The sequence below is a fragment of the Citrobacter sp. wls615 genome (assembly GCF_005281355.1).
Lineage (GTDB): Bacteria > Pseudomonadota > Gammaproteobacteria > Enterobacterales > Enterobacteriaceae > Citrobacter > Citrobacter werkmanii.
Map to the genome: position 1 here is coordinate 39,899 of NZ_SZXM01000045.1, position 19,680 is coordinate 59,578.

18 protein-coding genes are annotated in these 19,680 nt (G+C 51.3%); 12 read left to right on the plus strand and 6 right to left on the minus strand.

Annotated elements, in window-relative coordinates; all coding sequences use genetic code 11:
* Positions 1–26: 26 nt before the first annotated feature.
* Positions 27–956 carry an Rpn family recombination-promoting nuclease/putative transposase gene (locus tag FDX04_RS12420; RefSeq protein ID WP_137361333.1) on the minus strand — a complete coding sequence of 310 codons (930 nt, stop codon included), beginning with the start codon at positions 954–956 and terminating at the stop codon, positions 27–29.
* 174 nt (positions 957–1,130) lie between these two features.
* The gene (fsa, locus tag FDX04_RS12425) at positions 1,131–1,793 is read right to left on the minus strand and encodes a fructose-6-phosphate aldolase (RefSeq protein ID WP_137361334.1); all 663 of its coding nucleotides are present in this window, start codon (positions 1,791–1,793) and stop codon (positions 1,131–1,133) included.
* A 132-nt stretch (positions 1,794–1,925) separates the two neighbouring features.
* Between fsa and FDX04_RS12430 the strand changes: the two genes are divergently transcribed.
* The 4 genes from FDX04_RS12430 (at position 1,926) to FDX04_RS12445 (ending at position 7,657) form a co-directional block, all read left to right on the plus strand.
* Positions 1,926–2,825 (plus strand): glycyl-radical enzyme activating protein, encoded by a 900-nt coding sequence (locus tag FDX04_RS12430; RefSeq protein WP_137371021.1) that lies wholly within the window; start codon positions 1,926–1,928, stop codon positions 2,823–2,825.
* Between the two features lie 5 nt (positions 2,826–2,830).
* Positions 2,831–5,263 (plus strand): glycyl radical protein, encoded by a 2,433-nt coding sequence (locus FDX04_RS12435; RefSeq protein WP_137371022.1) that lies wholly within the window; start codon positions 2,831–2,833, stop codon positions 5,261–5,263.
* A gap of 167 nt (positions 5,264–5,430) precedes the next feature.
* Complete coding sequence (locus FDX04_RS12440) at positions 5,431–6,246, plus strand: Cof-type HAD-IIB family hydrolase (protein ID WP_137361337.1); 816 nt, start codon at positions 5,431–5,433, stop codon at positions 6,244–6,246.
* 148 nt (positions 6,247–6,394) lie between these two features.
* A complete protein-coding gene (locus FDX04_RS12445; protein ID WP_137361338.1) occupies positions 6,395–7,657 on the plus strand; it encodes a DUF1479 domain-containing protein in 1,263 nt (420 codons plus the stop codon).
* Positions 7,658–7,739: 82 nt separating this feature from the next.
* On the opposite strand, the gene FDX04_RS12450 is transcribed toward FDX04_RS12445, so the two are convergent.
* A complete protein-coding gene (locus FDX04_RS12450) occupies positions 7,740–9,332 on the minus strand; it encodes an ABC-F family ATPase (RefSeq protein ID WP_137371023.1) in 1,593 nt (530 codons plus the stop codon).
* Between the two features lie 232 nt (positions 9,333–9,564).
* On the opposite strand from FDX04_RS12450, the gene ldtB reads away from it, so the two are divergent.
* The gene (gene ldtB, locus FDX04_RS12455) at positions 9,565–10,485 is read left to right on the plus strand and encodes a L,D-transpeptidase (protein ID WP_042310152.1); all 921 of its coding nucleotides are present in this window, start codon (positions 9,565–9,567) and stop codon (positions 10,483–10,485) included.
* A gap of 45 nt (positions 10,486–10,530) precedes the next feature.
* Here the strand turns inward: ldtB and FDX04_RS12460 are convergent, their stop codons facing one another.
* Both FDX04_RS12460 and mntR read right to left on the minus strand, forming a co-directional pair.
* On the minus strand, positions 10,531–11,640 hold the full coding sequence (locus tag FDX04_RS12460) for an anion transporter (protein ID WP_137371024.1): 1,110 nt from the start codon (positions 11,638–11,640) through the stop codon (positions 10,531–10,533).
* The gene (gene mntR / locus FDX04_RS12465) at positions 11,637–12,110 is read right to left on the minus strand and encodes a manganese-binding transcriptional regulator MntR (protein WP_042309579.1); all 474 of its coding nucleotides are present in this window, start codon (positions 12,108–12,110) and stop codon (positions 11,637–11,639) included. The genes FDX04_RS12460 and mntR overlap by 4 nt, the downstream gene beginning before the upstream one ends.
* A 186-nt stretch (positions 12,111–12,296) precedes the next feature.
* Between mntR and mntS the strand changes: the two genes are divergently transcribed.
* Positions 12,297–12,425 (plus strand): manganase accumulation protein MntS, encoded by a 129-nt coding sequence (mntS, locus tag FDX04_RS12470; protein WP_042309581.1) that lies wholly within the window; start codon positions 12,297–12,299, stop codon positions 12,423–12,425.
* A gap of 276 nt (positions 12,426–12,701) precedes the next feature.
* The gene (locus FDX04_RS12475) at positions 12,702–14,288 is read left to right on the plus strand and encodes a phosphoethanolamine transferase (RefSeq protein ID WP_137361536.1); all 1,587 of its coding nucleotides are present in this window, start codon (positions 12,702–12,704) and stop codon (positions 14,286–14,288) included.
* A 63-nt stretch (positions 14,289–14,351) separates the two neighbouring features.
* Here FDX04_RS12475 and ompX read toward each other — a convergent pair whose 3' ends face one another.
* Positions 14,352–14,867, minus strand: coding sequence for an outer membrane protein OmpX (gene ompX, locus FDX04_RS12480; RefSeq protein WP_003035257.1), 516 nt, complete (start codon positions 14,865–14,867; stop codon positions 14,352–14,354).
* A 400-nt stretch (positions 14,868–15,267) separates the two neighbouring features.
* Between ompX and rhtA the strand changes: the two genes are divergently transcribed.
* The 5 genes from rhtA (at position 15,268) to glnQ (ending at position 19,591) form a co-directional block, all read left to right on the plus strand.
* The gene (rhtA, locus tag FDX04_RS12485) at positions 15,268–16,155 is read left to right on the plus strand and encodes a threonine/homoserine exporter RhtA (RefSeq protein WP_042309586.1); all 888 of its coding nucleotides are present in this window, start codon (positions 15,268–15,270) and stop codon (positions 16,153–16,155) included.
* Positions 16,156–16,459: 304 nt separating this feature from the next.
* Complete coding sequence (gene dps, locus FDX04_RS12490) at positions 16,460–16,963, plus strand: DNA starvation/stationary phase protection protein Dps (RefSeq protein WP_038639118.1); 504 nt, start codon at positions 16,460–16,462, stop codon at positions 16,961–16,963.
* Positions 16,964–17,328: 365 nt separating this feature from the next.
* Complete coding sequence (glnH, locus tag FDX04_RS12495) at positions 17,329–18,075, plus strand: glutamine ABC transporter substrate-binding protein GlnH (RefSeq protein WP_061381903.1); 747 nt, start codon at positions 17,329–17,331, stop codon at positions 18,073–18,075.
* 137 nt (positions 18,076–18,212) lie between these two features.
* On the plus strand, positions 18,213–18,872 hold the full coding sequence (gene glnP / locus FDX04_RS12500; protein WP_137371025.1) for a glutamine ABC transporter permease GlnP: 660 nt from the start codon (positions 18,213–18,215) through the stop codon (positions 18,870–18,872).
* A complete protein-coding gene (glnQ, locus tag FDX04_RS12505; RefSeq protein ID WP_042309588.1) occupies positions 18,869–19,591 on the plus strand; it encodes a glutamine ABC transporter ATP-binding protein GlnQ in 723 nt (240 codons plus the stop codon). The genes glnP and glnQ overlap by 4 nt, the downstream gene beginning before the upstream one ends.
* Positions 19,592–19,680 lie beyond the last annotated feature (89 nt).

Sequence of the window (19,680 nt, forward strand, 5' to 3'; positions counted from 1 at the left end):
TTTTCCGGGGCTGTACTAACATACATTCAATGCGTCAAAGATTTAATATCTTCCTCTGATAGCCCGGTGATTCTCACGATAAGCTCCCGTGGAAGACCATCGGCCAGCATTGAGTGGGCAATGCGCTGCGCTTCCTCACGGCGACCTTCAACCCGGCCTTGACGCATGCCTTCCCGTAGCCCCTTTCGCTGCCCTGCCCTACGTATTTTTTCGACAATATTCATTGTACGCTCCTTGTGTTCGGGTACCTGCTGCGCCAGCTTACGCATAAATCGCCCAAAGCGCGGTTTGTGACCATGCTGGATCAGCAGATAATTAAACAGCGCTTTTAGCTGGCTGTCATTAGCACATCCTGTAACCATCAGCGTAGCCAGATTGTCCACCAGTCCTAATAAATCGCGCTGGCGGATATGCTTTTGAATCAGTTCCAGCAGTGCGATACGCCGGTGCTGCATAATTTCTTCATCCGGGACCACGGTAATATCCACCAATGGAAATGCCGACAGATAAAGCTGACGCGCCAGGAGCGGATTATCAAACTCATCCAGCCAGCATAAAGAGAAGGGATAAGGCGTATCGACGCCATGATAAAACAGCATCGGCACGACTAATGGTAAGCGGGTATGCCCAGCGTCAAGGTGGCTTTGCATTGCCGCTATCGCATAACGCATCAGGCGAAACGACATATGCGCATCAGGACGACTTTGATGTTCAATCACGACATAGATATAACCCTCCCCTTCACTGGTTTTCATCGACCAAAGCACATCTGAATAATATGCGCGTAAGTTTTCTTCAATAAAACTGGCGGGTTGCAGTTCTAACGTCGCCAGATCGCAAAGCGAACGTAGCGTGGGAGGAAGATGAATTTCAATAAAATCACGGGCTGTTGCAGGGTATTTTAAAAATGTTTTAAACAGCGCATCGTGCGGTGTGGCTGTAGGTGTTTTTTTCATGGCGGTCCGTCAACTGATAAACATGATGACGTGACTGTACCCGTCGCGATGACGGGCCGCATGCAGGCTTTACCGGTTTTACGAGGGCGATTCGCAGTTTATTGCACCTAACTGCAACAGATTCATTTTAACGGAACCACCTACGCAAATATGCCGGAGTAATCCGGCATAAAACTAGATTGACGTGCGACCGAATGCGCTCTGCCAGTCGTGCTCGAACTTCGCTACGGCAGCATCAACGGCCGGAGAACTAATCATCTGCTGAGCGACATCCAGCGGCAGCGTGATGGATTCGCAGCCTGCCAGCAGGCAATCCAGCGCCTGACGCGGCGTTTTGAAGCTGGCTGCCAGTACTTTGGCGTGCGGCGCATGCATGTTCAGTAAGGTTTGCAGATCGGTCACCGTCTGAATACCATCTCCCCCCTGCGCATCCACGCGGTTTACATATGGCGCAACATATTCCGCTCCTGCCAGCGCCGCTAACAGCCCTTGAGCAGCACCGTATACCGCGGTACCCAGCGTCGGGATCCCTTCTTCTTTCAATAGTTTAATTGCCGCCAGACCTTCTGCCGTCACCGGTACTTTGACCACGATATCCGCGATAATTGCCCGCAGTTTACGCGCATCATTGACCATGCCTTCGGCGGTCGTCGCCATCACCTGTGCAAACAGCCGGCCTTGTCCCCCCATCGCTTCCTGCAGTTGCGGCAGCAACACTTCCAGCCTCTCTTTACCAGCCGCCACAATACTCGGGTTAGTGGTCACCCCGGCCAACGGAAAAATACGCGCCAGAGCTTTGACAGCGGCAACATCCGACGTATCTAAATAGAGTTCCATAACCTTTCCTCAAACGAATAATTAGCATGAATAAAAGGTAGCACGGCGAAACCTCACGGTTAGTTGACGCACGTCAATATAACTTTCATTCGAAAGTAATTTAATCTTTATACGAAAGAAAAGAGGCCGCTTATGATTTTCAATATCCAGCGCTATTCCACGCATGATGGCCCCGGTATCCGTACCGTGGTGTTCCTTAAGGGATGCTCCCTGGGCTGTCGTTGGTGTCAGAATCCGGAAAGCCGCGCCCGCACACAGGACCTGCTCTACGACGCACGTTTGTGTCTGGACGGTTGCGATCTCTGTGCTCAGGCGGCACCTGCGGTGATTGAGCGAGCGCTGAGCGGTCTGCTTATTCATCGCGAAAAAATGACCGATGACGCTTTCGCCGCCCTGACGGACTGCTGTCCAACCCAGGCGCTGACCGTCTGCGGAGAGGTAAAAAGCGTGGACGACATCATGGCGACCGTACTGCGTGATAAACCGTTTTACGATCGTAGCGGTGGCGGGCTCACCCTCTCCGGTGGCGAACCGTTTATGCAGCCAGAACTGGCGGCAGAATTATTCAAAGCCAGCCACGACGCGGGCATTCATACGGCGGTCGAAACCTGTCTGCATGTGCCGTGGAAGTATATCGAGCCGTCATTACCTTACATTGATCTGTTCCTGGCCGATTTAAAACATGTCGCCGACGCGCCGTTTAAACAGTGGACCGATGGCAGTGCCTCTCGTGTATTAGACAATCTGAAAAAATTGGCCGCTGCGGGTAAAAAAATGATTATCCGCGTACCGCTGATTCAGGGTTTCAACGCTGACGAAGCCGCCATCCAGGCTATTACCGATTTTGCTGCCGACGAGCTTCACGTCGGGGAGATCCATTTTTTGCCCTATCACACCCTGGGCATCAATAAATACCACTTACTCAGTCAACCCTACAACGCACCGGATAAACCGCTTGAGGCGCCAGCTCTGCTCGAATTTGCTCAGCAGTATGCCCGCCATAAAGGTTTAACCGCGACCCTACGAGGATAATCGCCATGACCACTCTGAAACTGGACACACTCAGCGACCGTATCAAAGCGCATAAAACAGCCCTGATCCACATCGTGAAGCCGCCGGTTTGTACCGAGCGCGCCCAGCACTATACCGAGATGTATCAACAACATCTGGATAAGCCGATCCCGGTACGCCGCGCGTTAGCGCTGGCCCATCATCTGGCGGAACGCACCATCTGGATCAAGCATGACGAACTGATTATCGGTAACCAGGCGAGCGAAGTGCGCGCCGCACCGATCTTCCCGGAATACACCGTCTCCTGGATTGAAAAAGAGATCGATGACCTCGCCGACAGGCCGGGCGCAGGCTTCTCAGTAAGTGAAGAGAACAAACGCGTATTGCACGAGGTGTGCCCGTGGTGGCGCGGCCAGACCGTACAGGATCGCTGCTACGGGATGTTCACCGATGAGCAGAAAGGTCTGCTGGAAACCGGCATTATCAAAGCCGAAGGCAACATGACCTCCGGCGACGCACACCTGGCGGTGAACTTCCCGCTGCTGCTGGAAAAAGGTCTCGACGGACTGCGTCACAAAGTCGATGAACGTCGCTCCCGTATCAATCTGACTTGTCTGGAAGACCTCCATGGCGATCAGTTCCTGAAAGCGATAGATATCGTGCTGGAAGCCGTCAGTCTGCACATTGAGCGCTTTGCCACGCTGGCATGCAAAATGGCATCCACGGAGACCCGCGCCAGCCGCCGCGAGGAACTGCTGACCATGGCGGAAAACTGCGATGTGATCGCCCATGAGCCGCCAAAAACGTTCTGGCAGGCGCTGCAGTTGTGCTACTTCATCCAGTTGATCCTGCAAATTGAATCGAACGGCCATTCAGTGTCGTTTGGTCGCATGGACCAGTATCTCTATCCTTTCTACCGTCGTGATGTGGAGCTGAATCAGACGCTGGATCGCGAGCACGCCATTGAGCTGCTGCACAGCTGCTGGCTGAAGCTGCTGGAAGTGAACAAAATCCGCTCCGGTTCCCACTCCAAAGCATCGGCGGGCAGCCCGCTGTATCAGAACGTGACCATTGGCGGACAGAATCTGGTTAACGGTCAGGCGGTGGATGCCGTCAACCCGCTCTCTTACGCCATTCTGGAATCCTGCGGTCGCCTGCGCTCTACTCAGCCTAACCTGAGCGTGCGCTATCACGCGGGGATGAGTAACGATTTCCTTGATGCCTGTGTGCAGGTCATTCGCTGCGGCTTCGGGATGCCAGCCTTTAACAACGATGAAATCGTCATACCTGAATTTATAAAGCTTGGTATTGAACCGCAGGACGCCTATGACTATGCGGCCATTGGTTGCATCGAAACCGCCGTTGGCGGCAAATGGGGCTACCGTTGTACCGGCATGAGCTTTATTAACTTTGCCCGCGTGATGCTGGCGGCGCTGGAAGGCGGACGCGATGCCACCAGCGGCAAAGTCTTCCTGCCGCAGGAAAAAGCGCTCTCGGCTGGCAACTTCAACAATTTCGATGAAGTGATGGACGCCTGGGATACACAGATTCGCTACTACACCCGTAAATCCATTGAAATCGAGTATGTCGTTGACACCATGCTGGAAGAGAACGTACACGATATTCTCTGTTCGGCGCTGGTAGACGACTGTATCGAACGCGCGAAAAGCATTAAGCAAGGCGGCGCGAAGTATGACTGGGTATCAGGTTTGCAGGTGGGTATCGCCAACCTCGGCAACAGCCTGGCGGCTGTGAAGAAACTGGTCTTCGATCAAGGCGCTATCGGCCAGCAGCAATTGGCTGCAGCACTGGCTGATGATTTTGACGGTCTGACCCACGAGCAATTACGTCAACGACTGATCAACGGCGCGCCGAAGTACGGCAACGATGACGATTCCGTTGATACACTGCTGGCCCGCGCTTATCAGACTTATATCGATGAACTGAAACAGTATCATAATCCACGTTATGGTCGCGGTCCGGTTGGCGGCAATTACTACGCCGGGACCTCTTCTATCTCCGCAAACGTGCCGTTTGGCGCGGCAACCATGGCAACGCCGGATGGCCGTAAAGCTCACACCCCGCTGGCTGAAGGCGCAAGTCCGGCTTCCGGGACGGACCATCTCGGCCCGACGGCGGTGATTGGCTCGGTGGGTAAACTGCCGACCGGTTCCATTCTCGGCGGCGTGTTGTTAAACCAGAAGCTGAATCCGGCCACGCTGGAGAATGAATCTGATAAGCAAAAACTGATGATCCTGCTGCGCACCTTCTTTGAAGAGCACAAAGGCTGGCATATTCAGTACAACATTGTGTCCCGTGAAACGCTGCTGGAAGCAAAAAAACACCCGGATCAATACCGTGACCTGGTGGTGCGTGTCGCAGGCTATTCCGCCTTCTTCACCGCCCTGTCTCCGGATGCACAGGACGATATCATCGCCCGTACTGAACACATGTTGTAACTCCCCCGCCCGGTGGCGCTGCGCTAACCGGGCCTACATATTTCCCCCGTAGCCGGGTAAGGCGAAGCTGCCACCCGGCCTTTTACTTTCATTCGAAATTAAATTTGTGCTTCAGGTCACATTGTTATTAGAATGTTTCTGGTCGCAGTTATGAGCCAGGAGCAAGTATGACCATCAAAGTTATCGTCACCGATATGGACGGAACTTTTCTCGACGACGCCAAGAAATACGATCGTGCACGTTTTATGGCGCAGTATCAGGAACTGAAAAAACGAGATATTGAATTTGTCGTGGCCAGCGGCAACCAGTATTTCCAGCTGATCTCCTTTTTCCCGGAGCTTAAAGACGAAATATCGTTTGTCGCTGAGAATGGCGCACTGGTTTATGAGCATGGCAAACAGCTGTTTCACGGCGAGCTTACCCGTCACGAATCACGCATTGTTATTGGCGAACTCCTCAAAGACAAGCAGCTCAATTTTGTTGCCTGTGGTCTGCAAAGCGCCTACGTCAGTGAGAATGCTCCTGAGTCTTTCGTGGCATTGATGTCGAAACACTACCATCGCCTGAAACCGGTGAAGGATTATCAGGACATTGATGATGTGCTGTTTAAGTTTTCGCTGAACTTACCCGACCAACAAATCCCGTTGGTTATCGATCACCTGCATACCGCTCTGGATGGCATAATGAAGCCCGTCACCAGCGGCTTTGGGTTTATCGATTTGATTATTCCGGGCTTACATAAAGCCAACGGTATCAGCCGCCTGCTGAAACGCTGGAACCTGTCTCCACAAAACGTCGTCGCCATTGGCGATAGCGGCAACGATGCAGAAATGCTGAAAATGGCGCATTACTCTTTCGCCATGGCCAATGCGGCAGAGAGCATTAAAGCGATTGCCCGCTATCAGACCGACGACAATAACCATCAGGGCGCGCTGAACGTGATTCAGGCGGTGCTGGATAACACCTCTCCTTTTAACGTCTGATCCTGCTAACCGGGGCGTGCTCCGGTTTTTCACTCTTTATTCATTCCGTGCCCACCATCAAGTTTTTAAACTTGCATTAACTTATTTTTAACTTATATTGCATGTGTAAGTTAAATAAGTTTCGAATGAAAGTTAATGCGAGGTGGTTATGGCTTTTACGTTTACCAGCGACACATTGCCCGCCGATCACAAAGCGGCAATCCGTCAGATGAAACAGCAACTGCGGGCACAGCTTGGGGATGTTCAGTTGATTTTCAATCAGCTGAGCGATGCCATTGCCACTCGCGTGGCGGAAATCAACGCCCTCAAAGCGCAAGGCTCCCCGGTTTGGCCAACGTTGTCCTATGCGGATATCAAAGCGGGACGCGTAAGCGCCGAGCAGCGTGAAGAGATTAAGCGTCGCGGATGCGCGGTCATTAAGGGGCATTTCCCCCGCGAACAGGCACTGGCATGGGACCAGTCGATGCTCGATTACCTGGATCGCAACCATTTTGATGAGGTCTACAAAGGCCCCGGTGATAACTTTTTTGGCACCCTCAGCGCATCCCGCCCGGAGATCTACCCCATCTACTGGTCCCAGGCGCAGATGCAGGCCCGCCAGAGCGAAGAAATGGCCAATGCGCAGTCATTCCTTAATCGCCTGTGGACGTTTACAAGCGACGGGAAACAATGGTTTAACCCGGACGTCAGCGTCATCTATCCTGACCGCATACGCCGTCGTCCGCCGGGAACAACGTCCAAAGGGCTGGGCGCGCATACGGATTCCGGCGCGCTGGAGCGTTGGCTTTTGCCGGCATATCAGCAGGTCTTTGCGAATGTTTTCAATGGCAAGCTGGAAGATTATGATCCCTGGCAGGCGGCGCATCGCACAGAAGTTGAAGAGTATACGGTAGATAACACCACCAAATGTTCAGTATTTCGTACCTTCCAGGGCTGGACGGCGCTGTCCGATATGCTGCCAGGTCAGGGATTGTTGCACGTAGTCCCGATTCCTGAGGCGATGGCATATGTGCTATTACGTCCATTGCTGGACGATGTGCCGGAAGATGAACTTTGCGGCGTAGCACCTGGCAGAGTCCTGCCAATTTCCGCACAATGGCATCCCCTGCTGATCGAGGCGTTAACCAGCATCCCACAACTGGAAGCCGGAGATTCGGTCTGGTGGCATTGTGATGTGATCCACTCCGTCGCGCCGGTGGAAAATCAGCAGGGTTGGGGCAATGTAATGTACATCCCTGCCGCGCCGATGTGCGAAAAGAATCTGGCTTATGCCCATAAAGTGAAGGCCGCGCTGGAAAAAGGCGCGTCGCCGGGTGATTTCCCGCGCGAAGATTATGAAACTGACTGGGAAGGACGCTTCACGCTGGAGGATTTGAATATCCACGGTAAGCGTGCGCTGGGGATGATTTAATCTGTAACTTATACTCTTTTCCCTAAGTATCTCATGTTACAGGTGCAACCATCACACCTGTAACACGAGAACGACGGGATAATTATTCGACGCCTTTACTACGCAGGTAATCTTCGTAGTTACCGGTGAAGTCGATCACGCGCTCCGGCGTAATTTCAATCACGCGGGTGGCCAGCGAGCTGACAAACTCACGGTCGTGAGAAACGAAAATCAACGTGCCCTGATACATTTCCAGCGCCATGTTCAACGACTCAATTGATTCCATATCCAGGTGGTTGGTTGGTTCATCCATTACCAGAATATTCGGTTTCTGCATCATCAGCTTACCGAACAGCATGCGCCCTTTTTCACCACCGGAGAGCACTTTTGCAGGCTTCTTGATATCGTCCTGGCTGAACAGCAGACGACCGAGGAAGCTGCGCACAACCTGCTCGTCGTCGCCTTCTTGTTTCCACTGACTCATCCATTCGAAGACCGTCAGATCGTTTTCAAACTCATATTCATGATCCTGCGCGTAGTAACCGACCTGCGCGTTTTCGGACCACTTCACGGTACCGTTATCCGGCTGCAAATCACCGACCAGCGTTTTCAGCATAGTGGATTTACCCACGCCGTTGGCGCCCAGAATGGCAATCTTCTCACCCACTTCGAGCAGCAGATTGAAGTTTTTAAACAATGGGCCTTCATCAAAACCTTTGGTAAGCGCTTCCACTTCCAGCGCGTTACGGAACAGTTTCTTATCCTGCTCGAAGCGGATGAACGGGTTCTGACGGCTGGAAGCTTTAACTTCTTCCAGTTTAATTTTATCGATCTGACGGGCGCGGGAAGTCGCCTGACGAGATTTCGATGCGTTAGCGCTAAAGCGGCTGACGAAGGATTGCAGGTCGGCAATCTGTGCTTTCTTCTTGGCGTTATCGGCCAGCAGACGTTCACGCGCCTGAGTCGCCGCCGTCATGTATTCGTCGTAGTTACCTGGATACACACGCAGTTCGCCGTAGTCCAGATCCGCCATGTGCGTACAGACCATGTTCAGGAAGTGACGGTCGTGCGAAATGATGATCATGGTGCTGTCACGTTCGTTCAGCGTCTGCTCCAGCCAGCGGATGGTGTCGATATCCAGGTTGTTCGTTGGTTCGTCGAGCAGCAGAATATCCGGGTTTGAGAACAGTGCCTGGGCCAGAAGCACACGCAGCTTCCAGCCGGGTGCGACTTCGCTCATCGGGCCGTAATGTTGTTCTACCGGAATACCCACGCCCAGCAGCAGTTCGCCCGCACGCGCTTCCGCAGAGTAGCCGTCCATTTCACCGTACTGAACTTCGAGGTCAGCCACTTTATAGCCGTCTTCTTCGCTCATTTCGGCCAGAGCGTATATACGATCGCGCTCCTGCTTCACTTCCCACAGTTCACCGTGACCCATGATTACGGTGTCAAGCACGGTGAATTCTTCAAAGGCGAACTGATCCTGGCGCAGCTTACCGATGCGCTCATTCGGATCGAGGGAAACGTTACCCAGCGTCGGTTCGAGATCACCGCCAAGAATTTTCATAAAAGTGGATTTACCGCTACCGTTCGCGCCAATCAGGCCGTAACGGTTGCCGCCGCCAAATTTGACGGAAATATTTTCAAACAGCGGCTTACTGCCGAACTGCATGGTGACGTTGCTGGAAACTAACACTGGCGTATCCTGAAAGAGAAAGAAATATGTGACAAACCGCTTATTATGCCATAAGTCTACGATAAGATCGCCCCTTCATGCTGAAGGGCTAAAGTGAAAGCAAAAGGAAAAAAATGTGATTTAGTACACATCCGAATTCCTTGTTGCTCAGATTGCACATATAATGCGTGCCCAACACTACATAAATCTCAACCCACTGACCTGCCTGGCACTGAATCTCGCATACATGAAGATGAATATGAAATTGACAACGCTTTTCGCGGCGGCACTTGCGGTAGTTGGTTTTTGCAACACTGCCTCAGCCGTCACGTACCCGCTGCCTACCGATGGTAGCCGTTTGATTGGCCAAAACCAGGTCATCACCATTCCTGAAGGCAATACCCAACCGCTGGAGTATTTTGCGGCAGAATATCAGATGGGTCTGTCTAACATGCTGGAAGCCAACCCTGGCGTGGATACTTTCCTGCCGAAGGGCGGCACTGTGCTGAACATTCCTCAGCAGTTGATCCTGCCGGATACCGTGCATGAAGGTATTGTTATCAACAGCGCTGAAATGCGTCTGTACTACTACCCGAAAGGCACCAACACCGTTATCGTTCTGCCGATCGGTATCGGTCAGTTAGGCAAAGACACGCCAATCAACTGGACCACCAAAGTAGAACGTAAGAAAGCGGGCCCAACCTGGACGCCAACGGCGAAAATGCATGCGGAATACCGCGCTGCGGGCGAACCGCTGCCAGCCGTGGTTCCGGCAGGCCCGGATAACCCGATGGGTCTGTACGCCCTGTATATCGGTCGTCTGTATGCTATTCACGGCACCAATGCTAACTTCGGCGTTGGCTTACGTGTCAGCCACGGTTGCGTCCGTCTGCGTAACGACGACATCAAATTCCTGTTTGAAAATGTGCCGGTCGGCACTCGCGTACAGTTTATCGATGAGCCGGTGAAAGCCACTACCGAACCAGACGGCAGCCGTTACATCGAGGTACACAACCCACTGTCCACCACTGAAGCACAGTTTGAAGGCGGGGAAATCGTACCGATTACGCTGAACAAGAGCATTACCAGCGTCACCGGTCAGTCTGACGTTGATCAGTCCGTCGTTGATCAGGCGGTACAGAACCGTTCTGGTATGCCGGTTCGTCTGAACTAATCTGCTATATATGCCCGATGGCGCTACGCTTATCGGGCATAATCCTCACATCACCTGTAGCAAACCATACCCTACCAGTCCCGCCCATATCAGCATCGGCAGCGAATACCAATGAAAACGCCACCAAATCCGTCGGTCGTTTGCCATGCGTAAAGCGATAAGATTTGCCAGCGATCCAGGCAGCAGCCCGAAGCCGCCCACATTAACTGCCCAGGCCAGCAACAGCGACGGCGGAACGTAGTTCAGCAACAAAATTGTACTGGGCACATTACTGATAAACTGCGACAGGCCAATGGCCGTCAACCACAGACCCGGCGCAGAGAGCGTGCCAATCTGGTGGGTTATCCCCTGCAATGCCGGTAGCTGCGTCAGCAAATGCACATCAATGAACATCGCCATAAACACCAGCAGCAGCGTCCAGTCCACGCTGAGGATGACGCGACGCGCCAGAACCATGAATCCCGCCGCCACAATCGCCAGGCCCCACAACTCTTGTTTTAACTCCAGCGCCGTCAGAAAGATGATATACAGCGCCAGACAGCTCCACACCAGGCGTGGTTGCCAGTCCGGCGCGCGCGTCCCGGTATGATAGTGCAATGCTTTGTTCGGGAAACTGAACCAGCACAGCACCACCAGCGTCAGCATCATGGCACCCGCGAGCGGCGCCATTTGCCAGGTAAACGCGGTAAATGACAACCCGGAGCGCCCCCACATCAGGATATTTTGCGGATTGCCTATTGGCGTCAGCAACGATCCAGCGTTTACCGCCAGCGCCTCAAAGATAATCAGACGATTTACCGGAATGGCGCATAATTTTTTCAGGGTGATGGTCAGCGGGACAACAATAAACAACGCAACATCGTTGGTCAGAAACGTCGACAGTAGCGCCGCCGCCAGCACCATAAATATCGCCAGTTGGCGTTCAGTGTGAAAGCGGCGGGTCATCTTGCGCCCTAACACATCGAAGTAACCGCTTAATTCAACGCCTTTGGTCAGTAACATCAGGCCGCTAAGGGTAATAATGGTGTGCCAGTCAATCGCTCCAGGCCAGGAGCGGGGCGTAAATGGCGTGAACACGCTCAGTACAACCCCGACGATGATTAACAGCTGGAAAAAACGATCGCGCTGCAAGGCGCGTAGTAAAGGAAAACTCATTCAGAGCCAGATCCTTGCTGTTGCGTAAAACGGCTAAAAGCCTCCAGCGTTTCCTTACTGACGTGGTGCTCCATTCCCTCAGCGTCACGGCGGGCAATTTCCGGGCTGATACCTAACATCAACAGGAAATTTTCCACAATCTGATGACGCTCCCGGCTCTCCTGGGCCAGGCGTTCGCCTTCTGCGGTTAAAAACACCCCGCGCCAGGGGATCATTTCAATCAACCCGACAGAAGCAAGGCGCTTCAACATTTTGGCAACCGTCGGCTGGGAAACCCCGAGTCGGGCAGCCATATCCACCTGGCGTGCCTCACCCACCTCAATAATGAGATCGGAAATCAGCTCTACGTAGTCATCAATCAGCTCGCGGCGATGTGCCTCCCGGACCTGACGAAATCCTTCAACGTGTTCTTCGACATTCACCAATTGCGTCACTTTTTTTGTTGTTGGCATACCTGCGCGACGACTCATTCTGCTTCCTCGTTACTGTGACGCGTTAACGGCATCTGATTAGAGAGCGCTCATTGTAAACCAGAGTTGCGTGGGCACAAAAAATTAACGTTTTAGCAATAGCTATATAATATAGCCTGTGCTATATCTGTATATAATAAAGACATCCCTCAAGGACCGATGGGATCGTGAAGTCAGGAGGTTTATATGAATGAATTTAAGAGGTGTATACGCGTGTTTAGCCACTCTCCCTTTAAAGTACGGTTGATGCTGATCTCTATGCTGTGTGACATGATCAACAGCAAACCAGAGCAGGATAAACCTTCAGGAAAATAATGCGGCGTCGCGGTACGCCGCTTCCTTTCCCTGCTGTCATCCGGGGTACAGTAGTGGTTTCGTCCCAATAACCCTTCTTTTTGTCAGTTTTGCCACCTCTCTCGCAAAACAATTTCCTTGTAGTAGTTGACCTTCTCTCATGCACACTCTATCTTTTCGCAGCCCTGCGTATATTGCGGCTCGCGGATGCGGACCCTATCCCTCTTCTCGCTCTCTCAGGCAGGCAATGACCCTTAACGCCAGGGTAAGCACATGGCGTTTTTGCATTAGTGGCGTATGAATTTAACCCTCAAAGATTCAATCATTGCTCGTAGCCGGGCCATTAGTCCGTGGACTGGCCTCTATTTCTTACAGTCTATGTTGATCAACCTGGCGTTGGGCTATCCGCTTAGCTTGCTCTACAGCGTTGCTTTCACCTGTATATTAATGCTGCTGTGGCGCAGCGCCCCGCGCGCGCAGAAAGTGCTGATTGGCATTTGCTCACTTATTGCGGCAATGTACTTTCCGTTTGGTCAGGCTTATGGTTCGCCTAACTTCAATACGTTGCTGGCGCTGCATTCAACCAATATGGAAGAGTCCACCGAGATCCTGACCATCTTCCCCTGGTACAATTATCTGGTTGGGGTATTTATTTTTGCCCTCGGCGTTATCGCCGTACGCCGTAAAAAAGAAGCGCAAAAGCGCAGCTGGAATAAATACGACAGCCTGTGTTTGTTATTTAGCGTCGTCGCGTTTTTTGTTACCCCGGTACAAAACCTGGCCTGGGGCGGCGTGTTCAAGCTTAAGGACACCGGTTATCCTGTTTTCCGCTTTGCCAAAGACGTGATCGTCAATAATAACGAAGTGCTCGATGAACAGGAGCGCATGGCGAAGCTGTCGAGTGTGAAAGACAGCTGGACGGTAACCGCCGTGAAGCCAAAGTATCACACCTATGTCGTGGTCATTGGTGAAAGCGCCCGCCGCGATGCATTAGGCGCGTTTGGCGGTCACTGGGACAACACCCCGTTTGCCAGTTCCGTTAACGGCTATCTGTTCGCAGATTACATTGCCGCAAGCGGTTCAACGCAAAAATCGCTTGGCTTAACGCTTAATCGGGTCGTTGATAATAAACCCCAGTTCCAGGATAACTTTGTCACTCTGGCCAACCGCGCGGGATTCCAGACGTGGTGGTTTTCCAATCAGGGGCAGATTGGTGAATACGATACGGCTATCGCCAGTATCGCAAAACGAGCTGATGAAGTGCACTTCCTCAAAAACGGTGATTTCGAAGCGGATAAAAATACCCGTGACGAAGAACTGTTGAAGATGACTGCCCAGGTGCTGGCCACCGAGCGCACTCAGCCGCAGCTCATCGTGCTGCATTTAATGGGTTCACATCCGCAGGCCTGCGACCGTACGCAAGGAAAATACGAGACCTTCGTCCAGTCAAAGGAGACATCTTGCTATCTGTACACCATGACGCAGACGGATGACCTGCTGCGCCAGCTTTACGAGCAATTACGCAACAGCGGTACCAGCTTCTCGATGGTCTATTTCTCCGATCATGGCCTCGCTTTTAAAGAGCGGGGAAAAGAGGTGCAGTACCTGGCGCATGACGACCGTTTCCAGCAGAATTTCCAGGTACCTTTTATGGTGCTGTCGAGCGATGATAAAGCCCATCGGGTGATAAAAGCCCGTCGCTCTGCGAATGATTTTCTTAGCTTTTTCTCTCAATGGACGGGGATCAGCGCGAAGGAAATTACCAACAGCTACCGTTTTATCTCAGAGAAAAAGGCCGGGCCAGTGTATATCACCAACTTCAAACTGCAGAAGGTGGATTACAACCATTTGGGTACCGATATCTTTGAGACCAAATCTCGTTAATATCTAAATTACACGCAAAAAAAATCCGCCTCAAAAGGCGGATTTTTTATATCACCGAAGTGATTAGAAGCGGTAACCCACGCCAGCGATCCAGGTGCCAACGTCAACGCTACGAATACGGCTCTGCTCATAGGAGAAGTCCAGAGCAACGTTTTCGATCGGGTTGAACTGCAGACCAGCACCGTAAGAGAAACCGTAGTCGCTGGTGGTGTGGTTGTCAGCCGGAGATGCTGCGTTCTGGAATTTACCGTAACCAACACCCACTACACCGTAGATGCTTGCCCAGTCGTTCAGACGGTAAGCCGGACCCGCAGTGATGCCGTAGTACTGGGTTTTGTTGTAGTCGCCAGAAGCATCGGTACGGTCTTTTTCAGTGTAAGTGAAGGAACCGATTACACCCAGCGGGTTGTTGTCCTGCTCGTAGCGATACTTCAGGTTGAAACCGTTCATTTTGTTCGCTGCGCCCTGAGCATCACTCTGAGCGTAACCACCAGTAACGGTAGAAGTAGCAGCTACAGCAGTACCTGCGGAGAAAGCCAGAACAGCGGCCAGTGCTGAAAGACATGCAATTTTTTTCATAACCACCTCAAATGTGCTTCAAGTAAATCCTAAGTTTTAAATATAACAAAAATTGATGGGAAACTCTTTGCGATTCGCGGTGTCTAACGGGCTCTTTCATGTAACAAAACATTTCACAAACCAGCTATACCTTTCAATTTACACCACTTTTTTAAGTTAATGAGCCATTATTGCGCGCACAATACGACACATTCATCCAGATAATTCCTAATCACGCAGATTATTAATCCACCAATTTCGTACCATTGTACGGATCTGAAGAATTTTTTTTTCAACCAATACTCAACCAGTTGAGTGTATTTCCATTACACTCGCTGTTTTACTTTTCTATACATTTTGCCATCCGCGTCGCAACGCCGCGCAGATGAAGAGATGTAACCATCATTTGTCAGGAGAAAGGATGCCGGGGTCGTTACGTAAAGCGCCAGTTTGGTTACCTATTTTGGTTTTACTCATTGCTATGTCTTCCATTCAAAGCGGTGCATCACTGGCAAAATCGCTGTTCCCACTCGTCGGTGCACCTGGTGTTACCGCGCTGCGCCTCGCGCTGGGCACACTCATCCTTATCGCCTTCTTTAAACCCTGGCGTTTACGTTTTGCTAAAGAACAGCGCCTGCCGCTGCTGTTTTATGGTCTGTCTCTTGGCGGGATGAACTACCTCTTTTATCTGTCTATTCAGACCGTCCCGCTGGGAATTGCCGTGGCGCTGGAGTTTACCGGCCCGCTCGCAGTGGCGTTGTTTTCATCCCGACGCCCTGTAGATTTTATTTGGGTAGCCCTGGCCGTTCTTGGGCTTTGGTTCCTGTTACCGCTTGGCCAGGACGTTTCTCATGTTGATTTAACCGGCGCAGCGCTGGCGCTGGGAGCTGGCGCCTGTTGGGCTGTTTATATTCTCACCGGCCAGCGTGCCGGCGCAGAACACGGTCCGGCAACCGTAGCGGTGGGTTCATTAATCGCTGCGCTGATTTTTGTTCCCATTGGCGCGATTCAGGCCGGCGATGCCCTGTGGCACTGGTCAATACTGCCGTTGGGCCTGGCCGTGGCCGTACTCTCCACCGCGCTCCCCTACTCATTAGAGATGATCGCACTAACGCGACTGCCAACGCGTACTTTTGGTACGTTGATGAGCATGGAACCCGCGCTGGCTGCGGTTTCGGGAATGATCTTCCTCGGTGAAACGTTAACGCTTATCCAGACGCTGGCCCTGGGGGCTATTATTGCCGCATCAATGGGTTCTACACTCACTATTCGCAAAGAACCGCAAATTAAGCAAGTTGACGTGAATTAACCCCCTTAATATTCTGCATGGTTTGCATAATCATGCAGAATATCCACTTGTTAATCTGCGTGATAATTTTCTAATAAATATCTTGTACCCACCCACATATTTCTTTTAATTTTTTACATTAACATAAAAATAACATTTCGTTGTAATGAAATCATGTATACCTATGATTTTATTAATTATTTTATTTCCATTCATCTCTTCACTATTAAAGCAATAGGTAACACCGGAAAAATAAATCCAAAATTAGCGCTATACTTATTCCCGTTGAAGAGTTGGGACATAAATATCAAGAGGATATGAAAATATGAGTACCGCAAAACTGGTAAAAACAAAAGCATCCGCCCTCGTTTATACTCGCAACGATGTGACAGACAGCGAAAAGAAAGCCACGGTAGAACTGCTGAATCAGCAAGTGATCCAGTTCATCGACCTGTCGTTGATCACTAAACAGGCTCACTGGAACATGCGCGGCGCGAACTTTATTGCTGTCCATGAAATGCTGGATGGCTTCCGTACTGCCCTGACCGATCATCTCGATACCATGGCTGAGCGCGCCGTACAGTTAGGCGGTGTGGCACTGGGTACGACCCAGGTCATTAACAGCAAAACGCCACTGAAAAGCTATCCGCTGGATATCCATAGCGTGCAGGACCACTTAAAAGAACTGGCCGATCGTTATGCAGTGGTCGCCAACAGCGTACGTAAAGCCATTAGCGAAGCAAAAGACGAAGATACAGCGGATATCTTCACCGCTGCGTCACGCGATCTCGACAAATTCCTGTGGTTTATCGAAGCCAACATTGAATAACAGCAGACATAAGAATTACCTATAAAACCCTCGCTCCGGCGGGGGTTTTGCACATTTATGGTGCATAACATTGATCATTCGTCACTCCAAAGTAAATTAATTGTAATAATCACCTCACACAATCGTTAACGAAAGATTGTTTTATCAACAATTTTTACGCTAAATAGTCATACCGTTTGCACCGTGTCAAGTACGCACCAAATGGGTGCCCCAAAATAGTGCAGATTTTCCGCTTTGCCCTACTTATTGTGCAGAGAAAAGAAATACCTTCTTTTTAAAACAATGAGTTGCAAAAGTGGCACGATTTTTTCATTAAGCCATATGTTCTCGCAGGGGATCGCCCCGTGGATATAAAAGGAAATCCTATGAAGTCTGTATTAAAAGTTTCACTGGCTGCACTTACCCTGGCTTTTGCGGTGTCCTCCCATGCCGCAGATAAGAAACTGGTTGTCGCAACTGACACCGCGTTTGTACCGTTCGAATTCAAACAGGGTGACAAATACGTTGGATTTGATGTGGATCTGTGGGCTGCCGTCGCCAAAGAATTGAAGCTGGATTATGAACTGAAACCAATGGATTTCAGCGGCATCATCCCGGCTCTGCAAACCAAAAACGTCGACCTGGCACTGGCGGGTATCACCATCACCGACGAGCGTAAAAAAGCGATCGACTTCTCTGACGGCTACTACAAAAGCGGTCTGTTAGTGATGGTCAAAGCGAATAATAACGACGTTAAAAGCGTGAAAGACCTGGATGGTAAAGTTGTTGCTGTGAAGAGCGGCACCGGTTCCGTTGATTACGCAAAAGCTAACATCAAAACCAAAGACCTGCGTCAGTTCCCGAATATCGATAACGCCTATATGGAACTGGGCACCAACCGCGCAGACGCCGTGCTGCATGACACGCCAAACATTCTTTATTTCATCAAAACCGCGGGTAACGGCCAGTTCAAAGCCGTAGGTGACTCGCTGGAAGCTCAACAATACGGTATCGCCTTCCCGAAAGGCAGCGATGACCTGCGTGAGAAAGTGAACGGCGCGCTGAAAACGCTGAAAGAGAACGGCACATATAACGAGATCTACAAAAAATGGTTCGGTACTGAACCTAAATAATAACTGGCAGTGATGCCCGGTGGCGCGATGCATACCGGGCCTTTCCCAGTATTTTTGAGACCTGTAAACCGGATAAGCACAGCGCATCTGGCAAAACGGGCATTTGAATCTTTACACCACGGTAACAGGAACGACATATGCAGTTTGACTGGAGTGCCATCTGGCCCGCCATCCCGCTTTTGATTGAAGGCGCCAAAATGACCTTATGGATCTCGATCCTTGGTCTGGCTGGCGGTCTGGTAATCGGGCTTGCAGCAGGGTTTGCACGTACTTTCGGCGGTTGGATAGCCAACCACATAGCGCTGGTGTTTATCGAAGTCATTCGTGGCACACCAATCGTTGTGCAAGTGATGTTTATCTACTTCGCCCTGCCAATGGCGTTTAACGATTTACGTATTGACCCCTTTAGCGCCGCCGTTGTCACCATCATGATCAACTCCGGTGCCTATATTGCGGAAATCACCCGCGGTGCGGTGCTCTCAATCCATAAAGGATTCAGCGAAGCCGGACTGGCGCTTGGGCTTTCACGCACTGAGACCATCCGTCACGTTATTTTGCCTCTCGCACTTCGTCGTATGCTGCCGCCGCTGGGCAACCAGTGGATCATCAGCATTAAAGATACCTCGCTGTTTATCGTCATTGGCGTCGCTGAACTGACCCGTCAGGGGCAGGAAATCATTGCCGGTAACTTCCGCGCACTGGAAATCTGGAGCGCCGTTGCGGTGTTCTATCTGATCATTACCCTGGTGCTGAGCTTCATTCTGCGTCGTCTGGAAAGAAGGATGAAAATCCTGTGATTGAATTTAAAAACGTTTCTAAGCACTTTGGTCCTACCCAGGTGCTGCACAATATTGATCTGAACATTAAGCAGGGCGAAGTCGTGGTCATCATCGGGCCGTCCGGTTCCGGTAAATCTACTCTGCTGCGCTGCATTAACAAGCTGGAAGAGATAACTTCCGGCGATCTGATCGTCGACGGTCTGAAAGTCAACGATCCCAAGGTCGATGAGCGGTTAATTCGCCAGGAAGCCGGGATGGTGTTTCAGCAGTTCTACCTGTTCCCCCACCTGACGGCGCTGGAAAACGTCATGTTTGGGCCGCAGCGCGTACGCGGGGCGAATAAAGAACAGGCAGAGAAGCTGGCGAAAGAATTACTGGCTAAGGTCGGCCTGGCCGAGCGTGCGCATCACTACCCTTCTGAACTTTCCGGCGGTCAACAACAGCGTGTGGCTATCGCCCGTGCACTGGCAGTGAAGCCGAAAATGATGCTGTTTGATGAACCAACCTCAGCGCTTGACCCTGAACTGCGCCACGAAGTTCTGAAAGTCATGCAGGATCTGGCGGAAGAAGGGATGACCATGGTGATTGTGACCCACGAGATCGGCTTTGCCGAAAAAGTGGCCTCACGTCTGATTTTCATTGATAAGGGACGTATTGCCGAAGACGGTAATCCGCAAGCCCTGATTGAAAATCCTCCCAGCCAGCGTTTACAGGAATTCTTGCAGCACGTCTCCTGATGCATTGACCTCCCTTCGCCCGAAGGGAGGTTTTCACCAGAATCCTCTCATTTCAATTCTCTTACGCTCTGGCATCTATACTTATCCTT

What these genes read in the sequence shown, in the direction of transcription:
- glnH (WP_061381903.1), top strand. Translation starts at nt 17,329, where the DNA reads ATGAAGTCTGTATTAAAAGTTTCACTGGCTGCACTTACCCTGGCTTTT.
- FDX04_RS12420 (WP_137361333.1), bottom strand. Translation starts at nt 956, where the DNA reads ATGAAAAAAACACCTACAGCCACACCGCACGATGCGCTGTTTAAAACA.
- FDX04_RS12435 (WP_137371022.1), top strand. Translation starts at nt 2,831, where the DNA reads ATGACCACTCTGAAACTGGACACACTCAGCGACCGTATCAAAGCGCAT.
- mntR (WP_042309579.1), bottom strand. Translation starts at nt 12,110, where the DNA reads ATGAGTCGTCGCGCAGGTATGCCAACAACAAAAAAAGTGACGCAATTG.
- FDX04_RS12445 (WP_137361338.1), top strand. Translation starts at nt 6,395, where the DNA reads ATGGCTTTTACGTTTACCAGCGACACATTGCCCGCCGATCACAAAGCG.
- glnP (WP_137371025.1), top strand. Translation starts at nt 18,213, where the DNA reads ATGCAGTTTGACTGGAGTGCCATCTGGCCCGCCATCCCGCTTTTGATT.
- FDX04_RS12430 (WP_137371021.1), top strand. Translation starts at nt 1,926, where the DNA reads ATGATTTTCAATATCCAGCGCTATTCCACGCATGATGGCCCCGGTATC.
- rhtA (WP_042309586.1), top strand. Translation starts at nt 15,268, where the DNA reads ATGCCGGGGTCGTTACGTAAAGCGCCAGTTTGGTTACCTATTTTGGTT.
- FDX04_RS12460 (WP_137371024.1), bottom strand. Translation starts at nt 11,640, where the DNA reads ATGAGTTTTCCTTTACTACGCGCCTTGCAGCGCGATCGTTTTTTCCAG.
- mntS (WP_042309581.1), top strand. Translation starts at nt 12,297, where the DNA reads ATGAATGAATTTAAGAGGTGTATACGCGTGTTTAGCCACTCTCCCTTT.
- ompX (WP_003035257.1), bottom strand. Translation starts at nt 14,867, where the DNA reads ATGAAAAAAATTGCATGTCTTTCAGCACTGGCCGCTGTTCTGGCTTTC.
- FDX04_RS12440 (WP_137361337.1), top strand. Translation starts at nt 5,431, where the DNA reads ATGACCATCAAAGTTATCGTCACCGATATGGACGGAACTTTTCTCGAC.
- fsa (WP_137361334.1), bottom strand. Translation starts at nt 1,793, where the DNA reads ATGGAACTCTATTTAGATACGTCGGATGTTGCCGCTGTCAAAGCTCTG.
- dps (WP_038639118.1), top strand. Translation starts at nt 16,460, where the DNA reads ATGAGTACCGCAAAACTGGTAAAAACAAAAGCATCCGCCCTCGTTTAT.
- ldtB (WP_042310152.1), top strand. Translation starts at nt 9,565, where the DNA reads ATGAATATGAAATTGACAACGCTTTTCGCGGCGGCACTTGCGGTAGTT.
- FDX04_RS12475 (WP_137361536.1), top strand. Translation starts at nt 12,702, where the DNA reads ATGAATTTAACCCTCAAAGATTCAATCATTGCTCGTAGCCGGGCCATT.